The organism is Psychrobacter sp. YGAH215 (assembly GCF_007280595.1).
GTDB lineage: Bacteria > Pseudomonadota > Gammaproteobacteria > Pseudomonadales > Moraxellaceae > Psychrobacter > Psychrobacter faecalis.
Genome location: NZ_VKLR01000024.1, coordinates 23,525 through 47,528 on the forward strand (window position 1 = coordinate 23,525; position 24,004 = coordinate 47,528).

A 24,004-nucleotide genomic window follows, 5' to 3' on the forward strand; every position below is an offset into this window, starting at 1 on the left:
AACGCGCTTAAAAAATAAAATAAATAGTAGGATACATTATGCAAACTTTTTTACTTGTGCCCATCAGTCGCGGTATCGGTGTGACGTCAGCGGCGTTAGGCTTGATTCGCGCCTTTGACTATAACGGTATCAAAGCTGGCTTTATGAAGCCGTTTTTACAAGACGATACCTTAGATAAGCAAAACAGTTTAGACAGCTCAAGCGCGCTGGCAATGCACGCTTTTGGTCTTAATCCACCCAAATCTATCAGCCGTCAGCGCCTTGAGCGTATGCTTGGCGACGACAATCTTGATGATTTGATGGAAGAAGTCGTCGTCAATTATCATACCTTAGGCGACGACTACGATGTGGTGATTTGTGAAGGCTTAGTATCGACGACTGAGACCTCTTATGCGTCGCAAATCAACCGCGCCATTGCCCATGCCTTAGATGCTAAAATCATTTTTGTCAGCACCGCCGATACCAGTAAACCTGCCTATCTGGCTGACAAGCTTGACGTCCACGCTCGTGAATTTGGCGGTATGGGCTCTGATCGTACTTTGGGCTGTATCTTGATGCGAGTGAATATACCAAACACCCTCGAAAATCAGCCCGTTGCCCCTGGCGAGGCGATTGTTAGCTTAGATGAAGGTTTCATTCAAGAAGTGCAACGTCTGTCACCCTACTTTGATACCGAGCAATTTCGCCTGATAGGTGTGGTGCCTTTTAGCGATTCTTTATCCGTACCCCGTACATGGGATATCGCCGCTGAGCTCGACGCCACTTGGTTAAACGTCGGTGAGGCAAAATCGCGCCGTATCAACCGCATCAGTTTGACCGCGCGCTCGGTCGCTCGCGTTGATGAAGTCTTTAAACGTGGTACGCTTATCGTTGTGCCGGGTGACCGCGACGACTTACTGTTGGCCGCAGGGCTTGCTTGTATCAACGGCATCCCTTTAGCAGGACTGGTATTAACGGGCGGTGTGGTACCAAGCGCAACCGTCGCTGAGCTTTGGCAATCGGCGCTCAAAACCGGCATCCCTATCATGAGTGTCGAAAGTGACAGTTATGAGACCGTACAAAGCCTGATGTATATGAGCTCTGAGATTCCAAGCGATGATACCGAGCGCGCTGAAGAAGTGGCGCGTTATGTTGCCGCGCATTTAGACCTCAACTGGATTAAAGAGTACTTTAGCCAAGAGTATGAGATGCGCCTGTCTCCTTCGGCATTTCGTCATCAAGTGGTCAAAAAAGCGCAAAACGCCAAAAAACGTATCGTGCTCCCAGAAGGCTCAGAGCCACGTACGGTCGAAGCGGCGTGCATTTGCCAAAGTCGCGGTATCGCCAACTGCGTGTTGATTGCCAAGCGTAGTGAGGTCGAGCAAGTAGCGAAAAATCGCGATTTGGTGTTGCCTGAGGGCCTTGAGATTATCGACCCCGATAGCCTCGATATGGATAAATATATCAATGCCGTGGTCGAGCGCCGTAAAGGTAAAACCAACGCCGAAGTCGCTGCTGAATACCTCAGAGACACGGTTTATTTAGGTACGACCATGCTCGCAATGGACGAGGTTGACGGTTTGGTTTCTGGGGCAATACATACTACAGCGAATACCGTGCGCCCTGCGTTTCAACTGATTAAAACCGCGCCGCAGTATTCGCTGGTATCGTCAGTGTTCTTTATGCTGCTACCTGAGCAAGTGGTGCTCTATGGTGACTGTGCCATTAATCCTGACCCGAACGCCGAAGAGCTCGCTGAAATCGCCATTCAATCGGCGCAGTCTGCCGCCGCCTTTGGTATCAATCCAAAAGTGGCGATGATTAGCTACTCAACGGGTTCATCTGGTACGGGCGCTGATGTCGAAAAAGTCATTCGTGCAACCGAAATCGTCCGTCAGCGTGCGCCGCACCTCGCCGTCGATGGCCCATTGCAATATGATGCCGCTTCGGTCATGAGCGTCGGTAAACAAAAAGCCCCTGACTCACCGGTTGCCGGACAAGCAAACGTCTTTATCTTCCCTGACCTAAATACCGGTAACACCACCTATAAAGCGGTACAACGTAGCGCCAATGTGGTCAGTGTCGGACCGATGTTGCAAGGCTTGAATAAGCCCGTTAATGACTTATCGCGTGGTGCGTTGGTCGATGATATTATTTATACCATTGCCCTGACCGCCATTCAAGCACATAGCGACGAGATTTAATAGCGGTACCGTTTATAATTTACAGTCATCTTTAATCGCTATACATTTAACCGACTATCATCATGATGGTCGGTTTTTTATGGACTATTTTTGTTAAATCTTTAGGGCTTTAAAACATACGACCCTACTGAGCGCTCTCCAATAATGCTATAGTTCACTTAACGACACTGTCCATTCATAGCGCTTTTTGCTCATTTATTTATGCCTTATTCTAAAGACTATCACCTAACAAAAAACGCCAAACCCGCCATTCGTGCCTATTTGGGCGGCTCATTTGATCCTGTGCATAATGGTCATCTGCAAATGGCGCTGTACGTTTATCAAAGTTTATTACCAATAGCTGAGCAACAACAGCACGAGCTACAGGTGTCATTATTGCCCAATGCGCGGTCGCCTTTTAAAGCAGACAGCACTGACCCTAAGCACCGTCTGGCCATGCTAAAGCTGGCTATAAAAAATACCCCGCTACAAATCAATGAGCTTGAGCTGTGGCAAACGCCGCCGGTCTATACCATTGATAGTGTAAAAACCTTACGCGCGCGCTACCCGCACGATGACCTGATATTTATCATGGGCATGGACAGCGCGCAGAGTTTGGATAAATGGAAAGACGGTTTGACGCTGACCGATCATGTCAATTTATGGGTATTTAATCGGCTTAGCATTGCTGAAAATGACCCTATTATTAAAAATGACCCTATTATTAATAATAATGATGAAAATACTATTGCACAAGAAAAGCTTATTAATCAAGACTTAGTAACGTCAAACCTTACTGCACTGCAATCTCAGCTTCCCATAGCATTGCAACACTTCATCACTGACTCGGCTACTGACCTTGTCGCGCCAGCTTTGCAGCATTTAACAGCCAGCAGTAACTTGAAAAACGCCGCTCAAGGACGCATTTATATAGACCCGCGCCCTGTGGCAGCGATATCAAGCACCCAAGTACGTCAACAGCTGCGCAAGCAAGGTTCGCAAAACGCAACTTTACAGCCAATAAATGCTATCATTAACCCGACTGTACCCAATTCGTTCGCTAAATGGCTAAATCCTGCCGTTTATCAATATATTATCGACCATCAGCTATATTCTGCTGCTCAATTCCGTTAAAATCGCCTTATACGTTTAACTTTACCTATTTTATTCATGTTGCCGCAAAAACACCTGCCTATTTACCTATTTTTCAAGGGCTCGTGAGCAAGCAATGTGATGATTTACTATTTTATTTTTAATATTTATGATTGAAGAGAAGACCATTTATGACCAATACCATGACTGAAGAACGCTTAAAAGAATGCTTAGCGGTAGTCGAAAACACGCTTGACGATATGAAAGCAAAAAATATCACTGTTTTAAACGTAGAAAATCTAACGGACGTGATGGAGCGCATCGTCATCGCTGACGGTACTTCAAAACGTCACGTCCGTGCGATGGCAGACAGCGTCGGCGCTGAAGTTAAGCAAGCGGGTTTTATGCCACTTGGCCGTGAAGGCGGTACCGATTCTGACTGGACGCTGATTGATTTGGGCTCTGTTGTCGTGCATATGATGACGCCAGCTGCGCGTGAGTTCTATGACTTAGAAGGCCTATGGTCGTCACCTGATCAATTGGCGGAGCTGGTCGCTGTACCGCGTGAGAAGAAAACTGCAGGTCGCCGTAATAAAAATAAATAATCTTGTTTGTTAACAGCACTGTTTAAAAAAAGACCAGAGTCAACTCTGGTCTTTTTTTGTTTAAAATTTGGTACAGATAAAGGTTAAATCGCTAAAGCCATATAATCACATGCCCGATTAGGCTAAGATAATAGCCATCTTTAACACCTCTAATGAGTTAACCACTCGCCTAATAAATCCCTATCGATTAGGATAATCCATGAGCATAGAGCAAATAGCATCTTCTAGCCAAAAAAATAGTGCTGATTTCAATCAACCTTTACCGCTACATATTGCCAATTTAACTTGCGTCCGCGCTGGCAAAGCCATGCCATTTGCCCGTGAGCAGATGAGCGCCATTGATAAGGCACCCATCAAAGAAGCGGTTGCGGTCAACTTTATGGGATTAACTACCGATGAACAAGCCGACCGGCGTCATCATGGCGGCCCCTTAAAAGCGGTGCATCAATTAGCAACGGCAACTTACGATAAGATTAACGCTGAGTTTGGCTTAAAGGTACGCGTTGGCACACTGGGTGAAAACTTAACGACTGAGGCGGTCAATGGCCTGCCTGCAATGGATGAGTCGACGGTGTGTATCGGTGATGTTTTTCAGTATGGTCAAGATGAAATCATTAATGGGAATGGTGGCGATAGTGTTCAATTACGCATCGTGCAACCGCGCCGTCCCTGCTACAAAATCAATGACCAAATCGGACAGTTTAGTAAAGTGCCTAATATCGCCTCTTGGGTGACTAAGCAAGGTATCGCTGGCTGGTATTTTGAAGTCGTACGTGACGGTATGATTCACGCTGATTTGCCAGTTTATCTCATCGAACGCCCCTATCCGTTTGCGACCCTAGAAAAGCTATGGCAATTGGCCAATTCAAAAGAGAAATTTGACGCTGAGGTTATCGAGCCGTGGCTGGCGATTGAATGTTTGGAAGACAGTTGGAAAACGGTTTTGGCGAAGAAGATTAGGAAGGGCTTATACTGATAAATCAGACGTTAGCTTTCTAGCATAGTATCTTAGCAAAATCAATCTAGCATTTTATGTTTGTCTTTTATAAACTACTATAAAGATTCATTATGTTGTACTCCATATACAAAAAAACACAACATGTTGTATTCATGACGTCAATAATAAATATGCAACTATAAAGTAGTTGCAACTAACATGCCCTATTAGGTACTATATGTCTAAGTCAGAAAAACTAGTTAAAAGATTCAAAACTGTTCCTTCTGACTTTACATGGAATGAGTTTGTCAAAATAATGTCCTTACATGGCTATTTAGTATCCAACGCTAAAGGTGGCTCTGGAAGAAAGTTTATAAATAAAAGTACAAGTCTATCTATGCTTTTTCATGAACCTCATCCTGAGAAAGTGATGAAGAGATGTTATATACGTGAAGTTATTCAACATTTTAACGACAATAAGGTCTGGCTAGAAGATGAGTAATAAACAACATTTTTCTTATAAAGGCTATACTGGCTCTATAGATCTCAGTACGGAAGATATGTGTCTGTTTGGTAAGGTTCAAATGATTCAAGACCTTATTATGTATGATGGTGAGACATTAGAAGAATTAAAACTCTCATTTGAATCAGCAGTTGATGAATATCTGGAGATGTGTATAGAAGAAGGTAAGTCTCCTGATAGACCTTGTAGTGGTACTTTTAATGTTCGTATGTCCGAAGCCATGCATCGTAAAAGTATTCATGAATCTAATATACTAGGTATTACTTTAAACAGCTTCATCTCTAAATGTATAACAGAATATTTTGATGAGAAAACGCTTAAAGATAGTTTCGTTTTTGTCGATAAAGAAGCGTTTATTAAACAATTTACTCATCCCAAAAATTATTCTACAGTAGGCTCTGAGATTGATTTTGATTTTGATTATGAATACTCAATTGAGCCTAAAACATTTACTGTTTCCCAAGCTGTACAGTAATAGAGGTAAAATTTATGACTAAAGATAAAAATATTGAAGCTGTATATACAATGACTAAGTTAACAGAACTTATCTTAAAAAATGAAGAAATCACAGAGGGTCACTATTTAGCAGTAATTATTCCAGATATAACAGGTGGACAAATAAAATCTAGTACTGAAGATAAATCTACTCAAGGATTAATAATTGAATTTAATGCTATAAACCTAATAAAAGTAAATGAAAATACTGAAAATGCTGTTGATGCTAGCTGTTTAACAGATTAGGATATCTTTAATGAACAAGAAATTCAAAATTCTTATTTTATAAAAGAGGGGTGAACTTTTTAGTTCACCTTTTTTGTATTTAACTTTTTTATAATCTAGAGAATCTCATGACAAAAAATATTATATCGACAGTATTAGCCTGTGGATTAGTACTTTCTTTAATTGGCTGCGTAACCACTCATAACGCCCAAATAGCGACCAGCGAGCCTTTCGTCATCGATAGCGAAACCTATCAAGCTACGGGCAAAAGCGAGCGTATCAAAACCATTATTTTGCATTATACGGTGAGTAATAATGCCCGCGCTATTAGGCTTTTGACTACTGGTGACGTCAGCGCTCACTATCTGATTTTGGATAATAACGATAATAAAATTTATAACTTAGTGCCCGAGGGCGAACGCGCGTGGCATGCTGGCACGGGCGGTTTTGCTGGTAGAACGATACTCAACGATACCTCTATCGGCATCGAGATTGTCAACCCAGGCATCAAACCTGAATATCGAGACGCCTTAAAAAGCGGTGCGCTCGACTATCATCCTTATGAGCACTATGTCGAATTTAATGAGGTTCAGATTCGAAAAGTAGCGCAGCTGGTACAAGACTTGGCGAAAATATATAATATCTCAGCAAAGAATATCATCGGTCATGCGGATATGGCACCGTCGCGTAAAATCGATCCTGGTGCTAAATTCCCTTGGGAGCGACTGCATAAGGAGTACGGCATTGGGGCTTGGTATGATGAGTTTGATAAGCAATTCTTTATGAATCAAGACGCGTTTGCCGCGGCAACGATACCTGATATTAAGCAAGCGTTTCGCGATTATGGTTATCAAATCAATGACACAGACACGTGGGATAAAGCCAGTCGCGATGTCGTGTATGCCTTTCAATTGCATTTCCGTCCGCAGCAGCCAACGGGCGAGCTGGATTTAGAAACGTATGCGATACTACGTGCACTCAATAAGAAGTATGCTGGTCGTGATGACTTTTATTAATGGATAAAAAAATAGTAGGAGACATAAGCCATGAGCAACTCACAATACAACGAGAAAAATGAGCAAGACGAGCTACAGAAATATCTGGAAGAAAAAGCAAGGCAGGAGCAAGAACAGGAAATAAAAAAAAAACAAGAACATGAGCAGCTGTCGGCTTATGAGGCTTGTGTGTTAAGAGAAAGCGCAAAGATTCATGAGTTGATTGCTGAGGCGCAGAAAGGGAAAGCTGATTAGGAAAAAATATGGATAAAGAAATCATCTTTTATGATCTTCGTATGCTAGCGAAAGCAGAAAATGGAGCTTACACTTTAAGTATTTCTGTTGAAAGTGGTTTCGCAGAATATAACGTGATCATAGATATAAATGCTCAAGACTTCAAAATAATCGAGAACGATAAATATAGAGTGGCATTGCTTCAAGCTGCGCTACATAGACCCTTTCAACTTCAAGAAACTACATTAGACAAGAGTGAACAACGATATTACTTAGATAAGATACTTCATGCGAATGAATCTGAGGTCAATACTTTTCTTACAAAGCTAGACCATGGACAAGCTAACGGTGCAATATCTAACATGGTGCGTAAATCAAGTGACAGAGATATAGAAAATCTTCGTAATGGCGACTGGTTTTATTGAAAAGCTCGTAGTGTGCACCTAGCGCACCGATTAAAATTAAAGTTCAGACTAATTTATCATAAAATGGTCATTCAGAGGCGCGTTTTAGCCCCGACTGCAGCGGTATCCTGCTGGTTTGGGCGAGTTGCGATGGCTAGAGTTTGAGGTGGTGCCGAGGCAACAGCAACATCTCAACTCGTGTCACCGCCTCGCCCATACTGGCAGATACAAGCGGAAGGCGGGATTAGCTCCCACATAAAACCAAATTCCAAACACAAAAAAGGTGAGCCTAAGCCCACCTTTTTTTATGTTTAAAATTAACTCAAACTATCTTAACGCAACCAAGCACGGGCGTTACGGAACATACGCATCCACGCGCCGTCCTCATCCCATGCTTCTGGTTTCCAGCTGTGATTGTAGGCACGTAGCGTACGCTCAGGGTGCGGCATCATGATGGTGACGCGACCGTCAGTGCTACACAGACCTGTGACACCGCCGAGCGAACCGTTTGGATTGAGCGGATAGGTCTCGGTTGGATGACCTTGGCTATCGACGAAGCGCATGGCAAGCTGACCGTGTTTTGCCATACCGTCGATCTCGGTAGTGTTCAGCGTGGCATAGCCTTCACCGTGGGCAACAGCGATTGGTAAAATACTGTCTTGCATACCTTTGAACAGGATAGACTTAGTACGCTCGACTTTGACGTTGACCGTACGCGCTTCAAATCGCGCCGACTTATTGGCAATAAATCTTGGAAAGTTTTCAGCACCTGGGATTAAATCTTTTAGCTGCGCCATCATCTGACAACCGTTACAGACACCGAGTGAGAAGGTATCCGGACGGGCAAAGAAGCGTACAAACTGCATGCGCAACTCGTCATGGAACAAGATAGAATTTGCCCAGCCCGAGCCTGCGCCGAGTACGTCACCATAGCTAAAGCCACCACAAGCGACTAAACCGTCGAAGTCGCGTAGATTGATACGACCTTCAAGCAAGTCACTCATATGCACGTCGACCGCTTCAAAACCTGCTTGGGTAAAGCCTGCCGCCATTTCTGTCTGACCGTTGACGCCTTGCTCACGCAGGATAGCGACTCTTGGCTTGTTTTCACGGCTAGCTAAATATGGCTCTTCCACTTTTTGATTGAGGTCAAAGTTTGGTGCAGCGATTAGACCTTGATGGCTGGCATCGCTAATCAAGTCATACTCTTGCTGGACGCACGCTGGGTTGTCGCGGCGGCGGGCAATTTGATAGCTGACCTGAGTCCACTCTTGTTGCAGCTCAGAACGGCTAAAGCGTAAAGTATCATCGCCCATATGTAGCGGCGTTTGAATGATAAGGCTGTCTTCCTCACAGCTTTGACCGACGAGGCTTAGCATATCGCTGACGTTAAATTCTTCTGCCAATTGCATAAGAGCAGCGACGTTTTCCGGTAATACTTGAATGACCGCGCCCAGCTCCTCACTGAATAATTGACCGAGTAGGTTTTTATCGTCCAATGACAGCTTGATACCTTGACGACTGGTAAACTGCATCTCAGCAATCGTCGCCAGCAAACCGCCATCGCCGATATCGTGATAAGCGCTAATGACGCCTTGGGCATTACCCGCTTGGACGAAGTTAAAGAAATCGATTAAATCGCTTGGCTTTTCAAGGTCAGGACATTCATTGCCCAATTGGCTTGCCGTTTGCGCAAGGATTGAACCGCCAAGGCGCAGTTTACCTTTTGACAAATCAATACGGTAGAAGGCGCTATCACCATTAATGAGTTCAGGCGTTAGCGTTTTTGCCACATCAATAACAGGCGCAAAAGCAGTAATCACAAGACTCATTGGCGAAACGACTGATTTATCCATGCTGCCGTCATTGTTGCTATCCGTCCAATTAGCACGCATGGATAGCGAATCTTTTCCGACTGGAATAGCAATACCCAATGCTGGGCATAGCTCTTCGCCGATCGCATACACAGCGTCAAACAATGCAGCGTCCTCATTGTCATCGCCGCAGGCTGCCATCCAGTTCGCTGACATGGTGATATCAGATAACTGGTTAATACGCGCACCAGCAATATTGGTAATCGCTTCACCGACGGCTAAACGTGCAGAGGCTTTTGGATTAATCAGCGCAACAGGCGTTCGTTCACCAACGCTCATTGCCTCACCGCTCATTGGCTGACCATCTAGCGCTAATAAACCAGACGCGGTAACGGCGCAATCGGCAACGGGCACTTGATAGCGACCGACGTACTGATCGCGAACAACCATACCAGTGATTGAGCGGTCACCGATGCTAATCAAGAAAGACTTGCTCGCAACGGTTGGATGACGCAATACATCTTTGATAGATTCAGCTAAATTAAAGTTATTAAGCTCAAGCGGTGGCAATTCATTGTCTTGACGGCTAAAGCTACGCTGCATCTGCGGCGTTCCACCGAGCAGTACTTGCATCGGCATATCGACTGGCTGCTCATCGAGCATCTCATCATCAACGATAAGCTGACGAACTTCCGTCGCTACGCCTAAGATAGCATACGGACAGCGCTCACGGGCACAGATGGCATCAAACTGATCTTTACTCTCTGGGCGAATCGCTAACACATAACGCTCTTGCGCTTCGTTCGACCAGATAGCCATCGGTGACATTCCCGCTTCCAGCGACGGGATTTTACGCAGGTTTAAATGGGCGCCCATATCATGGTCATCGACCAGCTCAGGCATAGCGTTTGACAGACCGCCTGCGCCGACGTCATGAATAGAGACGATGGGGTTACCGTCTTTACTAGCATTGCTGGTATTACTGGCATCAGCGTCATTTCCCGACGCTTCATTCCCAGCGAGCGCCCAGCAGCGATCGATGACTTCTTGACAGCGACGCTCCATCTCAGCGTTATCGCGCTGCACAGAAGCAAAGTCCAAGCCTTCATCTAGCTCGCCGCTATCGACAGACGATGCTGCGCCGCCGCCCAAACCGATTTGCATCGCAGGGCCGCCAAGAACGATAAGCAGGTCACCTTGTTGAATGGCATTTTTTTCTATTAGGTTACGTTTGATGTTACCGTAACCACCTGCCAGCATGATGGGCTTATGATAGCCGCGCATTTGGCTGCCATCTTTTGCTGCTGAAGTGTCTAATTGGAAACTACGGAAATACCCGCATAAGTTTGGACGACCAAACTCGTTCGAGAAATTGGCTGAGCCGAGTGGCGCTTCGGTCATAATCTCAAGGCTGGTGGCCATACGATCAGGCGTACCATAGTCTTGCGTACTTACTTGACCCGATTGTTCCCATTTTTCCGCAAGCTCTGGAATATGCAAGTGTGATACATGAAAACCAGTCAAACCTGCTTTTGGCTTACCGCCACGTCCCGTTGCACCTTCATCACGAATCTCACCGCCCGCGCCCGTCGCTGCACCGGCATAAGGGGCAATCGCCGTTGGATGGTTATGGGTTTCAACTTTCATTAAGATATCGATTTCTTCTTTATGAAAGCCATAAGGATGGGCAGAATTTGCATCCGTGGCATCTGTCGGCACTGGGTAGTAACGCAGCCCCTTAGCACCAGCCATCACCGCGGCGTTGTCTTTATAAGCCGACAAAATACCTTGTGGATTGGCTTTATAAGTATTCTTAATCATCTGAAATAGGGATTTTGGCTGTACTGCACCATCGACTGTCCACTGGGCATTAAAGATTTTATGACGGCAATGCTCTGAGTTGGCCTGTGCAAACATCATCAGCTCAACGTCAGTTGGATTACGCTTTAGCTCATTGACGTAGGCATTCATTAGATAGTCGATATCTTCGCTCGACAAGGCAAAACCAAATTCTTTATTGGCGGCTTCTAGCGCTGATTGACCTTGGCCGATGACGTCGATGCGATTAAGCGATGCTGGCTGTTCATCATCAAACAGCTTATTTACGTCATTTAAATCATAAACTAGGCTTTGGGTCATACGGTCAAACAATAATTGCTCAGCGGCTTTAGATAACTTGTTATTGGTCGCGCTCAATTCACCGTCTGCTTTTGCGTCAATCGTTAGGGTATAAACGATAACGCGCTCGACGCGTTTAATCTCAATTTCACAGTTATTAAAAATATCGGTCGCTTTACTGGCCCACGGCGAAATCGTCCCAAAACGCGGACCGACGATCACTTGTACTTGATTGGCCTCTGGAGCGGCAAGTTGAATATCGGCATGCACCCCAAACAAATCCAGCGCTTTTTTCTGCTCATCACCTACGAGGTCGCGCGATAGCACATAAACCTGCTGAGTATGAATCTGGCTGACATTTAGCTCGGTTTTTTGCTGAAACTGACTGATGAGTTGCTGCGTCTGAAAATCGGTAAGAAACGGTTGTCCGGCGATGGTCATCATAAAGGCATAATCCGTAAGATCAAGGCATCTCTGCCATGCAAAGTAAATGGTCTGCGTATTATAACAAGAAGCCCTGTAATAAGCAGGTCAAAACCGAGATAAAAAGCTTTTCAAAACAGAAATATTGCTCAGCTGGCGTCACAATTTTTACCTAATTCTTGTAAACCTTACAAACACTCACATCGCATTACTGGCGACCTATATAAATAAGAGAGTGATAATCGCTATTCTAGTTGGCAGTTGTGATGAGTTAAGCGCCTTATAACAAGCTAATAAATATAAAGAGCTTTAAAACTATATCTATAACCTGCTCATAAAAATTATTATAAACGGCGCTGGCTTGTCTAAACTGAATGATTAATAAGCAACCATAAGTTAAACAAAGAACCACTTGCTATAATGATAAAAGGATAAACCTAATGAGTAACCAAGAGCATATCGCCAAAATCCAAGAAATCATCAAAGACGTAAAATTTGCCATGATGAGTACCACCAATAAAAAAGGTGACATTCATGCTTGGCCGATGACCACTAATAAAGCGGATGTCGCTGCCAAAGAAATTTGGTTTATCGGTGATAAAACCTCAGACGTCGTCAAAGACATTCAAAACGATGCAAGAATTGGATTAACGTACGCTACTCAAGATGAAAAGAACTATGTCTCTATCAGTGGTAACGCTGAATTATCGAACGATAAAGATAAGTTAGATGAGCTATGGTCACCTGTTTATAACGCCTTTTTTGCCGAAGGTAAAGAAGATGGAAACGTCCAGTTGATTAAAGTGGTACCACATGGCGCTGAATGCTGGATTAGCGGTAGCTCAGTGGTCAATATGTTTAAAATGGCAACCGCAGCGGTACAAGAAGGTAAAACTGCTGAAGATTTAGGTGAGACTTTCTCCGTCTCTCTATAACCTCGCTTTCTGTAAGTTTTGCTGTCTTAATAATAAAAAAATAAAAAACAAGACATCTATTTGAACGCCAGTAAATTTTTATTTACTGGCGTTTTTTGTTTTTAATTTTGCCAATATGTTTACAACCTTGCTCGTTATTTTCAACACATTAAAGCTTACAAAGCGTCACAGCGTATTACAGAGCAGCTATATCGTTTTATTAAGCAACTTTATTATATTAATAACTGATTGCACACATAACGAGTCATCGGCTAAGAGTTATTAATCATTCATCAATTATCTGCCGATAGCTTTTAAACCCAAGCTTTTAAACTTAAAACTCAAACTGCCTATTTCAATAGTAAAAGATAACTATTATGAGTAAACAAGCGCAAATGGACACCATCCAAGCGATGGTAAAAGACATTAAATACACCATGATGACCACGCGCAATGGCGAAGACCATTTGCACTCTTGCCCAATGAACACCACCGAAACCAGCATTGGCGCCAAAGAGATTTGGTTTATTGGACACACGCCATCTGAAACTGTCGATAACATTAAGCAAAATGCAGAAGTAAATTTGGCTTATACCTCGAAAGGTGACGATAAGTATTTGTCTATTTCTGGTACCGCTGAATTGGTTGAGGATGCGGAAAAACTCGATGAACTATGGTCGGTTATGTATAACGCCTATTTTGTGCAAGGCAAAGAAGATCCAAGGGTACAGCTGATTAAAGTGGTGCCGCATGGGGCGGAATACTGGGCAAATGGTAATGCCATTACCAGCGCGGTCAAAATGACGGCGGCGGCAGTTACCGATACAGCGATTGAAAAAAGCTTAGGGGAAAATTTCTCTATTGAGTTGTAATTATTTGATCATTAAATACAGTTAAAACTATGATAAATAAAAAACGCCAGTCACTTATCATGACTGGCGTTTTTGTTTATGAGCGGTTTAAACTTAAGCATGTAAACTTAAGGACTGATAGCATTTATTCTATATACTAACCGCTTTGTTTTAAATACGGCCAAGCCGCTCTTAAGTAAATCATCATCGACCATAAGGTTAAAATTACCGCCGCCACCATCAAGACATACCCTATCATTTCAAGCGATTGCCAATTTAACAATAACACAGTGATGGCGATCATCTGAAAAGTGGTTTTGAGTTTACCAACATAAGAAACGGCGACACTGGTGCGATTGCCAAGCTCCGCCATCCATTCTCGTAGCGCCGAGACGGCAATTTCACGCGAGATAATCACAATCGCCGCAATCGCCATAATGATATTGGGATGCCATTGCACCAAGATAATCAGTGCGGCTGCGACCATGAGCTTATCAGCGACTGGGTCTAAGAAGCGCCCAAAAGCAGAGACCACGTTAAGCTTACGAGCAAAATAACCATCGAGCCAATCGGTCACCGCGGCGATAATAAACACACCGGTCAACAGCAAATGACGCAGCAAACTGTCGCTAAATTCGCTCATACCTACCCGCGCGATGACATTGTCCGAAATCGCTGGCATGCCAATTCCCATGGCGGGTGGCCAATAAGCAATCGCCACAAACAGCGGAATCATTAAAATACGCGCAATCGTAAGATTGTTGGGTAGGTTAAAGATACTTCTGTCGTTTGGCGTTGGTAGCGGTTTTTGTTCTGGTGTGTGCAGCGGTGTACTCTCGGTCATGACAAACCCAGTTTATAGTGAGCGATAAGAATGTGGCTAGCTTAGCATTTTTCAGCCATGTCGTCATGCTTCTGTGCCGGTTGGTTTTGGCTTTACTCAATTGCAAGTGTTTTTGAGCAAAAAATCCTTAGCAAAATGTTTGTTATGAATATTTTTAGCCAATAATCGGCGGATAATAAACCAAAACGTAATGACATGTAAGCAAGCTAGGTAAATCGGCCAATTTCAGTTATGATGACTGTGTAATAAATACAGTTGTACACTGGAAATTGTAAGCAGATGTGAGAATTTCTTGAAATCATAGATTTCGTCATCATCTTTATATTAACAATAATAAACCTTGATCAATTTACTTGTGGCTCGCGAATCAGTAGTAGCTCGGTCGCATGATAAGTTTCCTCAGCCCACGACACCTCCTTCGTGGGCTCTTTTTTTGCCTGTAAGTTAATGATTTATATAGTCTTAATAAAATGATGTTTTAAGCAATCAGCTTATTTCGTATATCCATCGCAGTTGCAATGCTTTGAATATTGAATTTAAACAATCACTGCAACAGTCTGCGCTGCAATTTGATAGCAGCTTTCTATATTACCTTGTCCGCACCAATCGCCGCTGACAATCCATTGCCGCTCATCATCAACCAATACTCCTAACTGCTCTTTATGAGAAGCGGTTACGGTCGCGGCGTAACGCCAACGGTGACAATCAACTTGGCTTGGCGCGCTCTCTGTATTCCAATTTAATGCTCGCTTGGCGGCTGCTAGTAACTGCGCTTTTATGGTATCAATATCGTCATCGACGTGCTGCTCTGACCAGTCGTTGCGCGCATGAATGGTCATGCTGGGTAATAGTGCATGATGCTCAGGCTTATAATGTTCGATAAATATTCTATCAATGATAGAATCCTGTACATAAGCCACATCCCACGCCGTGTCCAAACGGCTTAGCGCCTCAGGTAATGGTTGGTTCTCATTCCAACCAAGCATTAAGCTATAGCACGCCTGCATTGTTGGCTCAGTGATTTTTACGTATTCACTAAAACCGCTATCTGCCATCAGCTCGACGGCTTGACCATTTGGCACCGTACAAATCACCCAATCAAAATGACCAAGACTGTTGCCATTTTCATCGAACAGCTCAGTTTTATTACTAATCTTATTAGCGAGAGTTTGCTTATACCCAGCTAATGGCGCGACGCGGGTATTAAACTTAATGGTGCTATGCTGCAATTCATCAGCCAATGCTCGTCCCCAACTGGTCATCTTTGGCGTGCTGATATAACGCGCTTGCGTACTCCCCCATTGCTCTTTGAGGTGAATATCGGGTTTCTGATTATTTGCCGACATTGGCGTTAAGCTCACTACTTGCGCGCACCATGGCTGTAGCAAACCTGTCTGCAACCACGGCTCAATAAATTGTTGAAAGCTTGCGCTCTTGGCGGTAAAAAACTGCGCTCCAAATGCCCATTGCCAGTTTTTATCAGTAAGGCTATCGCTGCGGTAACGTGTTGCTAGACGCCCGACGCTGCGTGATTTCTCAAAAATAGTGATTTCTGGTATTGAGGATTTGTCATTAATTTTCTGCTCATTCATTTGGCTAAAAGCGCGTTCTAATAAGGTGGCTGTAAATAGTCCCGTTAAGCCAGCACCGATAATGGCAATTTTTGGCGCTGATATCGGCGTAGGCTGCAAAGAAGAGTTCGGCATAATGACGGTAAACCTTTAAATGTAGAGAAAAACAAAAGTCATTGAAGCTTTAAAGCGCCCTAATAGCAATAACCTCTAGGTAAAAAAGCCATACTATTTACGATAGTATGGCTTTTAAAGAAGGGAAAAATTATTTTAATACATATCCAACTATACTCTTTACTCTCCGCGTTCCGCTTTGACCACGTCAATCAGCTCATTGATGACAGCGCTATCGGCAAGGGTCGATAAATCGCCCAGACCAACATATTGCCCTGCGGCAAGATTTCGCAGGATACGGCGCATGATTTTACCAGAGCGCGTTTTGGGTAAGACATCCACCATATAAATAGCATCCAAGTTAGCAATCGGGCCAATTTCCGCGCGCACATGGCGATTGAGCTCAGATTTTAAAGCATCCGTTGCGGTTTCGCCCGATTTTAGAATGATAAAGGCACAAACCCCCATCCCGCGAATGTCATGCGGCATACCGACAATCGCTGCTTCAGCCGTTGCTGGGTGCGCAACCACCGCGCTTTCAATCTCTGCGGTGCCTAGCCGATGCCCGGCAACATTGAGCACATCATCCACGCGTCCGGTAATCCAGTAGTGCCCATCTTCGTCACGCTGCGCACCATCACCTGTGAAGTAATAGCCCGGATATTCTGTGAAATAGGTTTTTAAAAAGCGCTCGTGATCGTTATAAATAGTACGCATCTGCCCCGGCCAGCCGCCACTAATCGCAAGGTTACCTTCTGCCGCACCTTCTAAGACATGACCATCAGCATCGACGACGACCGGCTCGATGCCATATAGCGGATTCATCGCCGCACCCGGTTTCATATCGACAGTACCCGGTATTGGCGCCAGTAAGATACCGCCGGTTTCTGTCTGCCACCACGTATCGACAATCGGACATTTACCGCCGCCAACGACATTGTAATACCAATCCCACGCTTCTGGATTGATTGGCTCACCAACGGAGCCAAGCAAGCGCAAACTTGAACGGTCAGATTCACGGACAAAGGTATCGCCTTCTTTCATCATCGCACGGATGGCGGTCGGTGCTGTATATAAAACCGTGATTTGGTGTTTATCAATAATATGACCGATACGCGCCCACGTCGGATACTCTGGCACACCTTCGAACATGACCGTCGTCGTCCCATTAGCAAGCGGTGCATAAGTGGCATAAGTATGACCGGTCACCCAGCCGACATCGGCCGTACACCAGTAGACATCATCTTCTTTGATATCAAACACATCGCGAAACGTAGAAAGCGCATAAGTGATATAACCGCCAGTGGTATGCAGCACGCCTTTTGGCTTGCCGGTAGAGCCTGAGGTATATAATAAAAACAGCGGATCCTCGGCATTCATGACTTCAGGCTCGCAATGCTTTGATTCGCCATCGACCAAACTGTGATACCAAACATCGCGCCGACCGCTCATCGGCACAGAATTACCCGTACGATGGACGACCACGACATTGGTCACGCTTTCCGTGCCATCCATGTCTAACGCACGGTCGACATTGGCTTTGAGCGGTGTGCGTTTATTACCGCGAATACCTTCGTCGGCGGTAATGACCAATTTTGATTGGCTGTCGATAATGCGATTGCCCAAACTCTCGGCAGAAAAACCGCCAAATACCACCGAATGTACCGCCCCGATGCGCGTACACGCCAGCATGGCAACCATCGCTTCTGGTATCATTGGCATATATAAAGTGACGCGATCGCCTTTTTTGACCCCAAGTTTGCGCATGGCATTCCCGAGACGACACACCGCTTCGTGCAGCTCTTTAAATGAGATGATTTTGTGTAGCGATGGATGATCACCTTCCCAAATAATAGCAGGCTTATAAGGGTGATTTTTGACGTGTCGATCAAGGCAGTTGACTGAAATATTAAGCTCACCATCCTCATACCATTTGATATGAAAATCTTCTAAGTCATAACTGACATCGCTGATTTTGGTGGGTTTTTTTATCCAATCAATCAGCTCGGCACGCTTGGCCCAAAAGGCATCGTTCGCCTCAGGTGACGCGATAGATTGTTGGTATTCTTTGGTGTACTGCTCAGCGCTAGTATTGGCAGCGGCGACAAACTCAGCCGTGATAGGAAATGATTTTTGAGTCATCGTAGTCATCCTTTTTTAATTATTCTGACTTGTAGCAGCTGTCGTTGCGACTATCATTAAACGGCTTGCGTTAAATATGAACGGCAAACGGTGGCCTATACAAGTGATAAGAGTCATCTTCCATAATGTCTGACACTTAAGTTAGTTTGACAAATAAGCAGCGTCGTTGCAAGACGTCGAGCGCAAAACACAACAATTTCGCTGCACAGCTGTATACTTAATCAGGGGTAGCAACTTTTATAAGTTGACTGGGCAAAAATATTTAATCCTTGTAACCTGCTATAAAACATGGACAATAGCTACCCTTTATGATTAAAACGTCCACTCAGCTACTTTTTAATTTTACGATTTTTTTATTTCTATTTTTTAAAGCTTAGCGCTTTTTGGAACCTATCATCATGGAAAATCCGCGCAATGCAGCAGCACACAATCACTACGATGTCATCGTCATCGGCGCTGGCGCGTCGGGGTTATATTGTGCGCTCACCGCGGGTCGCCGTGGTCGCCGCGTCTTGGTGCTCGACCACGCCAATAAAGCCGGTAAAAAAATCCTCATGTCAGGTGGCGGGCGCTGCAACTTTACCAATTACTTCGTCGAGCCTGAGCATTTTATCGGTAGTAATGCCCATTTTTGTAAATCTGCGCTGAGCCGTTATCCGAGTTGGGAATTCATTGCTATGGTTGAGCAGCATAAAATCCCTTACCATGAGCGCGAGCATGGGCAGCTATTTTGTGATGATTCGGCACAAGATATTTTAACCATGCTCCTTGATGAATGCGCTGCCGTGGGCGTGCAAGTCAAGCTCAATACCTACATTGAACAAGTAAAAACTGATGAGAATAATAAGAAATCTCTCTTTGAATTAATTACCAGCAAAAGTCTGAGTAAAAAAGAAAAACAAGAGAGAAAAGATAACGGCAATCAAAGTAAGCTGCCGCAAACCAGTTATAACTGCGAATCGCTTGTGGTAGCAACGGGCGGCTTATCGATTCCGACCTTAGGTGCGAGCGGCTTTGGTTACGAGCTGGCGCAGCAGTTTGGTCATACGTTAGTCGCAACTGATGCCAGCCTTGTGCCATTTACCTTTACCGATAAAACGGGTGAGCTGATTCGCACGCTTGCCGGTATCAGTCTGCCGGTGATTGCCAGTAATGAGCGCATCTCCTTTAAGCTACCGCTGCTCTTTACTCACCGTGGCCTGTCGGGCCCAGCTATGCTGCAACTGTCCAATTATTGGCATGTTGGCGAAACCATTACTATCAATTTGCTACCCGAAATAGATATGACGGCGCTTTTACTTGCTCATAAAAAAACGCACCCACGCCAGCTTATCCGCACGGTCTTGTCAGACAATACCAACAATGCTTTGCCGAAAAAACTGCTGGCAGCGCTACAAACGCATTTGTGGGACGATATAAAAGATACCGAGCTTGCCAATATTAAAGATGAGCGCTTGATAGAGCTTGGAGCAACGCTGAACGGCTGGCAGCTAAAACCGTCTGGCACTGAAGGCTATCGAACCGCTGAAGTCACACGCGGCGGCATCACAACCGATGAAGTCTCGTCAAAGACCATGCAAAGCAAATATCAAGACGGGCTATATTTCATCGGTGAAGTGCTCGATGTCACCGGTTGGCTTGGCGGCTATAACTTTCAATGGGCGTGGGCCAGTGGTTTTGTTTGCGGCGAAGTGGTTTGATGTTAAGTCATACATACTCTTTAATTTAAAAGCCAGTGATACAAATTTAAAAACACTAAATATTTGACTATTTTGAATTTAACCACCATATAAACCCATACAGATTTAGAATTACTTAAGAGTAGGCATTTCATTTCTATTAAAGAATGGCAGTGAAATAAATAAATATTCTTTAATACAGTTAGGCTGACGAGGTAAGCAATGCGCGCCATCAAACATATTCATAATAATAAAGCACCGCATTGGGTCGGCGATGGTTTTTATATCAAAACTTTGTTTAATCATTTAGATAACGAAGCTGATTTTAATTATCAGCATACCGATCCGTTTTTATTATTAGACTATGGTCAGCCGACCACCTTTGCGCCAAATCCAAACCATGAGAAGGAGCCGCACGGTATCGGGCAGCATCCGCATAAGGGTTTTGAAACGGTAACGATTGCCTACGCGGGAGAGATTAGCCATGCCGATTCGGCTGGTGGTTGTGGCATCATCAAAGAAGGCGATGTGCAATGGATGACCGCAGGGCGAGGCATTATGCACGAAGAATTCCACTCGCCCGACTTTAGTCGCCGTGGTGGACTTTTTAGTATGGTGCAATTATGGGTCAATTTGCCAAGCGCCCATAAGCTGACCGCGCCCAAATATCAAACGCTAAAACGCGCTGATTTGCCTATCGTTGACTTAAGCAATATTGAAAATGGACATGCTATTGGTCAAGCGAGGATTATTGCAGGCAAATGGCAAAATACGACAGGCGCAGCAAGTACCTTTACGCCTATCAATATGTGGGATATTGCCTTGCATAGCACTGGCTCAACGATGCTGCAAGTGCCAAACAATCATAACATCATGATATTGGTACAAGAAGGCACGCTACTGGTTAATGATAAGTCAGTAAGCGCAGGCAGTCTGATTCAGTTTACAGCGCCGACTGTTACTGATATCGCTATTATTGATTTCGACAATGGACAATCAGCAACGCAGGTAAGCGATAGCATTAAGCTAACGTACCCCAAGCTAGCTGATGATAAGCTTTCTGGTGATAAGCCATCGTCAAGCATAGTTAAACTGCTACTATTAAGCGGTGAGCCTATCGGTGAGCCAGTGGTAGGCTATGGTCCGTTTGTCATGAATACCCAAGCGGAGTTAAAACAAACGTTTCGTGATTACCAAACGGGTAATTTTGTTAAATAGCTAAACTTCATCTATTAAAAAAGCCACCTTACTATTGTTAGCAAGGTGGCTTTTTATTCATTATCACTTTATTTTAATCGATAAAGCCAATTTAAAATGGCTATCCGATAATATTTAAGCTTGTTTTAAAAAAGGATAATCGGTATAGCCTTCTGTACCGCCGCCATAAAAGCTTTGCGGATGTTGCTCATTAAGCGGCGCACCTTGGCGGATACGCTCAGCTAAGTCAGGATTGGCAATATAATCACGGCCAAAAGCAACGGCATCGATATAGCCATCCTTAATATTCTGCTCGGCTTTTTCAGGGGTATAACCACCCGCAGCAATAATCATTTGCCCAAACGCATCACGAACGCGCTGACGGAATTCTGTGCTATAAGGCGTACCACCTGCCCAATCAGGCTCAGATAGGTGCAAATACATCAACCCACGCTTATTAATTTGCTCAATAAGCCAGATATTTTCGTCTTCATGGTAGCCTGCTTCGACATTATTAAAAGTACCAAGCGGCGAGATGCGAATACCAACATGGTCAGCGTCCCATGCAGCGACACAAGCATCGATAACATCAAGGGTCAAACGCGCACGGTTTTCGCGGCTACCGCCATATTCATCATCACGTTGGTTGGTTTGCTCAACCCAAAACTGATGCAACAGATAACCATGCGCGCCATGAATTTCTACGCCATCAAATCCTGCTTCTTTAGCGTTCTTAGTCGCAAGCCCAAAGTCAGCGATAACTTGCTTTACTTCCTCAAGCGTGGCTGGACGCGGGGTCGTAGATTCAACGCGAATGGGTTGATTATTACTGTCACGCAATGTCGTGCGCACGCCCACATGAACATCAGACGCCGAAATAGGCGCTTTGCCTTCCGGCTGGACGCTTTCATGTGAGACCAAACCGGTGTGCCATAGCTGCACGACAATCTTGCCGCCTTTGGCATGGACATTATCAACGATGGTTTTCCACGCCGTCGTCTGATCTTCGGTATGAATACCGGGCGCGCCAGCATAGCCTTTTGCCTGAAAAGACACTTGCGTTGCTTCGGTAATGACCAATCCTGCACCACTACGCTGTGCGTAATATTCACTGGCTAGTGCCGTAGGAACATCGCCCGGCTCGACCGCGCGTAAGCGGGTTAAGGGAGCCATAAAGATGCGATTTTTTAGAGTTTGGGTACCCATTTTTACGGGTTCGAATAAGGTATCGTGTGCCATGAGGAGCCTTGTTTGTTGTTATAAAATAGATTTATAAGAGTTATTGAGCTTTGATAAATAGCCATGCTAGTTGTTAAGACAGCCATTTATCAGCCGAGTTCTTTATAAGGGTAGATACCGCGATTCCAAGTAATACTTACAAACAAAAACACCTACGCAAGTGTATTTCCAACCTTTTAAACGCTATTATTTATGTGACCTTATAAGGGTGTTAAGCTAATAGAATCATTAATTTTTGCTAAAATTTAGTAATAAAAAAAGCACCTACTTTTAAGTTAGTGATTTTTTCTATTTTCTATCAGCACTAATATGAGTTATTTTTAACAAACAATCTCAGTCAATTTTTAAAAATGATAACCCAATTTCATGCCAAGTGCGTAGCCAGTTCCATCGTCAATATTGGCTACCCGACCATCAACCTTAGTATCGACTGGACCGCCTTCAAACCACATATATTGACCGCCCGCAGAGACACTAAGCTGCTCGGTCAGTTTGTATTGCGCGCTTAACCCCAAGCTTTTGATAGAGTCATAAGGTCCTAATAGACTGAGCGGTGCGCCAGTACCGTGGTCATAGCCGACACGTACTTCGCCTGAAGCTTTTGGATTAAACTGCTTACCTAATGCCACTTCAACCGCATAACCATCTTTTTTATAGGCGGCTAAAGGCTCTTGTGTCGATAATGTCGCTAAAGGCGGGGCAACATTAAAGTTACTCCAATCTACCCAGCGGGCATTAACCATACCCAGCAACTCATACTTTTCACTCAGACCGGTTTGGAAATCGAAATTGACCGACTGCGGCATTTTCACTTCGGTCTTGCCCGCTAGCGGTAAGGCAACTTCATCAGTCGCTGGTCCCGGTGTTACCCCATCACCACCAGCGACAGGCGGCAAAATAACTTGCAGGTTTTCTACTCTAGATACCAGATATTTAGCAGGGGCGCGATAGGTTAATGCGGCACGCAAGGCGATCTCCGGCTTTTCATACGCCATACCGATAACCGGCACTAGCGTATTTTCGTTTTCAAAATCTAACGTATAATAGGTCGGCGCTTCAGCTACCGTGCTCGCCAAGCCATTGACCATATCTAAAGTAGCTGACTCATCTGACGTAATCGTACCGTTATTTTGCTTATCTAACCCCACTCTCAACTTGAAATAAGCAAATCAAACTGAAGAGGCGGATTACCAAGTTTTTTGTTGAGTACAAAGCATAGATTGTGTGAAAGAATCTTACGAATCAATCGATGAGACAAATGCCATAAATCTCTTGCTCGTACCCTTTGTATATTAAATCGTTCTGATAACTGACCAATGACTGTTTCAACGATACGGCGGGCTTTCATCAGCCGCCTTACCACAGGTTTGGGTCTATCCTCTTTCATGTTGGCTCTGAGTGGCGTTTGTAAATCCACGCCTTGAGC

The 24,004-nt window shown here is 44.5% G+C and carries 21 protein-coding genes; 14 read left to right on the plus strand and 7 right to left on the minus strand.

Features of this window, described 5'->3' with window-relative positions; genetic code table 11:
- Positions 1–38: 38 nt before the first annotated feature.
- The 10 genes from pta to FOR85_RS10275 all read left to right on the plus strand — a co-directional run bounded on the left by pta (position 39) and on the right by FOR85_RS10275 (position 7,693).
- Complete coding sequence (gene pta, locus FOR85_RS10230) at positions 39–2,183, plus strand: phosphate acetyltransferase (protein WP_144297850.1); 2,145 nt, start codon at positions 39–41, stop codon at positions 2,181–2,183.
- Between the two features lie 201 nt (positions 2,184–2,384).
- On the plus strand, positions 2,385–3,296 hold the full coding sequence (locus FOR85_RS10235) for a nicotinate-nicotinamide nucleotide adenylyltransferase (protein ID WP_144297851.1): 912 nt from the start codon (positions 2,385–2,387) through the stop codon (positions 3,294–3,296).
- A 149-nt stretch (positions 3,297–3,445) separates the two neighbouring features.
- Positions 3,446–3,859, plus strand: coding sequence for a ribosome silencing factor (gene rsfS, locus FOR85_RS10240; RefSeq protein ID WP_068406254.1), 414 nt, complete (start codon positions 3,446–3,448; stop codon positions 3,857–3,859).
- Positions 3,860–4,058: 199 nt separating this feature from the next.
- Positions 4,059–4,835 carry an MOSC domain-containing protein gene (locus FOR85_RS10245; RefSeq protein ID WP_144297852.1) on the plus strand — a complete coding sequence of 259 codons (777 nt, stop codon included), beginning with the start codon at positions 4,059–4,061 and terminating at the stop codon, positions 4,833–4,835.
- A 199-nt stretch (positions 4,836–5,034) separates the two neighbouring features.
- Complete coding sequence (locus tag FOR85_RS10250; protein WP_087041973.1) at positions 5,035–5,298, plus strand: hypothetical protein; 264 nt, start codon at positions 5,035–5,037, stop codon at positions 5,296–5,298.
- On the plus strand, positions 5,291–5,794 hold the full coding sequence (locus tag FOR85_RS10255) for a type II toxin-antitoxin system HicB family antitoxin (RefSeq protein WP_144297853.1): 504 nt from the start codon (positions 5,291–5,293) through the stop codon (positions 5,792–5,794). The genes FOR85_RS10250 and FOR85_RS10255 overlap by 8 nt, the downstream gene beginning before the upstream one ends.
- Before the next feature lie 14 nt (positions 5,795–5,808).
- Complete coding sequence (locus FOR85_RS10260) at positions 5,809–6,060, plus strand: hypothetical protein (protein WP_144297854.1); 252 nt, start codon at positions 5,809–5,811, stop codon at positions 6,058–6,060.
- A 107-nt stretch (positions 6,061–6,167) separates the two neighbouring features.
- The gene (locus FOR85_RS10265) at positions 6,168–7,055 is read left to right on the plus strand and encodes an N-acetylmuramoyl-L-alanine amidase (RefSeq protein WP_144297855.1); all 888 of its coding nucleotides are present in this window, start codon (positions 6,168–6,170) and stop codon (positions 7,053–7,055) included.
- Between the two features lie 30 nt (positions 7,056–7,085).
- Positions 7,086–7,289, plus strand: a complete 204-nt coding sequence (locus FOR85_RS10270) for a hypothetical protein (protein WP_144297856.1) — start codon at positions 7,086–7,088, stop codon at positions 7,287–7,289.
- Between the two features lie 8 nt (positions 7,290–7,297).
- A complete protein-coding gene (locus FOR85_RS10275) occupies positions 7,298–7,693 on the plus strand; it encodes a hypothetical protein (protein ID WP_144297857.1) in 396 nt (131 codons plus the stop codon).
- A 311-nt stretch (positions 7,694–8,004) separates the two neighbouring features.
- On the opposite strand, the gene purL is transcribed toward FOR85_RS10275, so the two are convergent.
- Positions 8,005–12,048, minus strand: a complete 4,044-nt coding sequence (gene purL / locus FOR85_RS10280) for a phosphoribosylformylglycinamidine synthase (RefSeq protein WP_144297858.1) — start codon at positions 12,046–12,048, stop codon at positions 8,005–8,007.
- A 419-nt stretch (positions 12,049–12,467) separates the two neighbouring features.
- Here purL and FOR85_RS10285 point away from each other — a divergent pair, with 419 nt between their 5' ends.
- Together FOR85_RS10285 and FOR85_RS10290 are read left to right on the plus strand one after the other, a co-directional pair.
- Positions 12,468–12,962: a pyridoxamine 5'-phosphate oxidase family protein gene (locus FOR85_RS10285; RefSeq protein WP_144297859.1), complete on the plus strand. Its 495-nt coding sequence runs from the start codon at positions 12,468–12,470 to the stop codon at positions 12,960–12,962.
- 356 nt (positions 12,963–13,318) lie between these two features.
- Positions 13,319–13,813 carry a pyridoxamine 5'-phosphate oxidase family protein gene (locus FOR85_RS10290; protein ID WP_144297860.1) on the plus strand — a complete coding sequence of 165 codons (495 nt, stop codon included), beginning with the start codon at positions 13,319–13,321 and terminating at the stop codon, positions 13,811–13,813.
- Between the two features lie 136 nt (positions 13,814–13,949).
- Here the strand turns inward: FOR85_RS10290 and pgsA are convergent, their stop codons facing one another.
- From pgsA to acs, 3 genes are all read right to left on the minus strand, one after another.
- Positions 13,950–14,636 carry a CDP-diacylglycerol--glycerol-3-phosphate 3-phosphatidyltransferase gene (gene pgsA, locus FOR85_RS10295; RefSeq protein WP_144297861.1) on the minus strand — a complete coding sequence of 229 codons (687 nt, stop codon included), beginning with the start codon at positions 14,634–14,636 and terminating at the stop codon, positions 13,950–13,952.
- A gap of 536 nt (positions 14,637–15,172) precedes the next feature.
- Positions 15,173–16,342, minus strand: a complete 1,170-nt coding sequence (locus tag FOR85_RS10300) for an NAD(P)/FAD-dependent oxidoreductase (protein ID WP_144297862.1) — start codon at positions 16,340–16,342, stop codon at positions 15,173–15,175.
- A 159-nt stretch (positions 16,343–16,501) separates the two neighbouring features.
- Entirely contained in the window at positions 16,502–18,463 is a 1,962-nt protein-coding gene (gene acs, locus FOR85_RS10305) for an acetate--CoA ligase (RefSeq protein ID WP_144297863.1), read from the minus strand.
- 398 nt (positions 18,464–18,861) lie between these two features.
- Here acs and FOR85_RS10310 point away from each other — a divergent pair, with 398 nt between their 5' ends.
- Together FOR85_RS10310 and FOR85_RS10315 are read left to right on the plus strand one after the other, a co-directional pair.
- Positions 18,862–20,163: an NAD(P)/FAD-dependent oxidoreductase gene (locus tag FOR85_RS10310; RefSeq protein ID WP_144297864.1), complete on the plus strand. Its 1,302-nt coding sequence runs from the start codon at positions 18,862–18,864 to the stop codon at positions 20,161–20,163.
- Between the two features lie 201 nt (positions 20,164–20,364).
- Positions 20,365–21,360, plus strand: coding sequence for a pirin family protein (locus FOR85_RS10315; RefSeq protein ID WP_144297865.1), 996 nt, complete (start codon positions 20,365–20,367; stop codon positions 21,358–21,360).
- 114 nt (positions 21,361–21,474) lie between these two features.
- On the opposite strand, the gene FOR85_RS10320 is transcribed toward FOR85_RS10315, so the two are convergent.
- The 3 genes from FOR85_RS10320 to FOR85_RS10330 all read right to left on the minus strand — a co-directional run.
- A complete protein-coding gene (locus FOR85_RS10320) occupies positions 21,475–22,578 on the minus strand; it encodes an alkene reductase (protein ID WP_144297866.1) in 1,104 nt (367 codons plus the stop codon).
- Between the two features lie 344 nt (positions 22,579–22,922).
- Positions 22,923–23,726, minus strand: coding sequence for an outer membrane protein transport protein (locus FOR85_RS10325; protein ID WP_144297867.1), 804 nt, complete (start codon positions 23,724–23,726; stop codon positions 22,923–22,925).
- 2 nt (positions 23,727–23,728) lie between these two features.
- Positions 23,729–24,004: transposase (locus tag FOR85_RS10330; protein ID WP_144297868.1), on the minus strand; the 276-nt coding region annotated here is incomplete at its 5' end.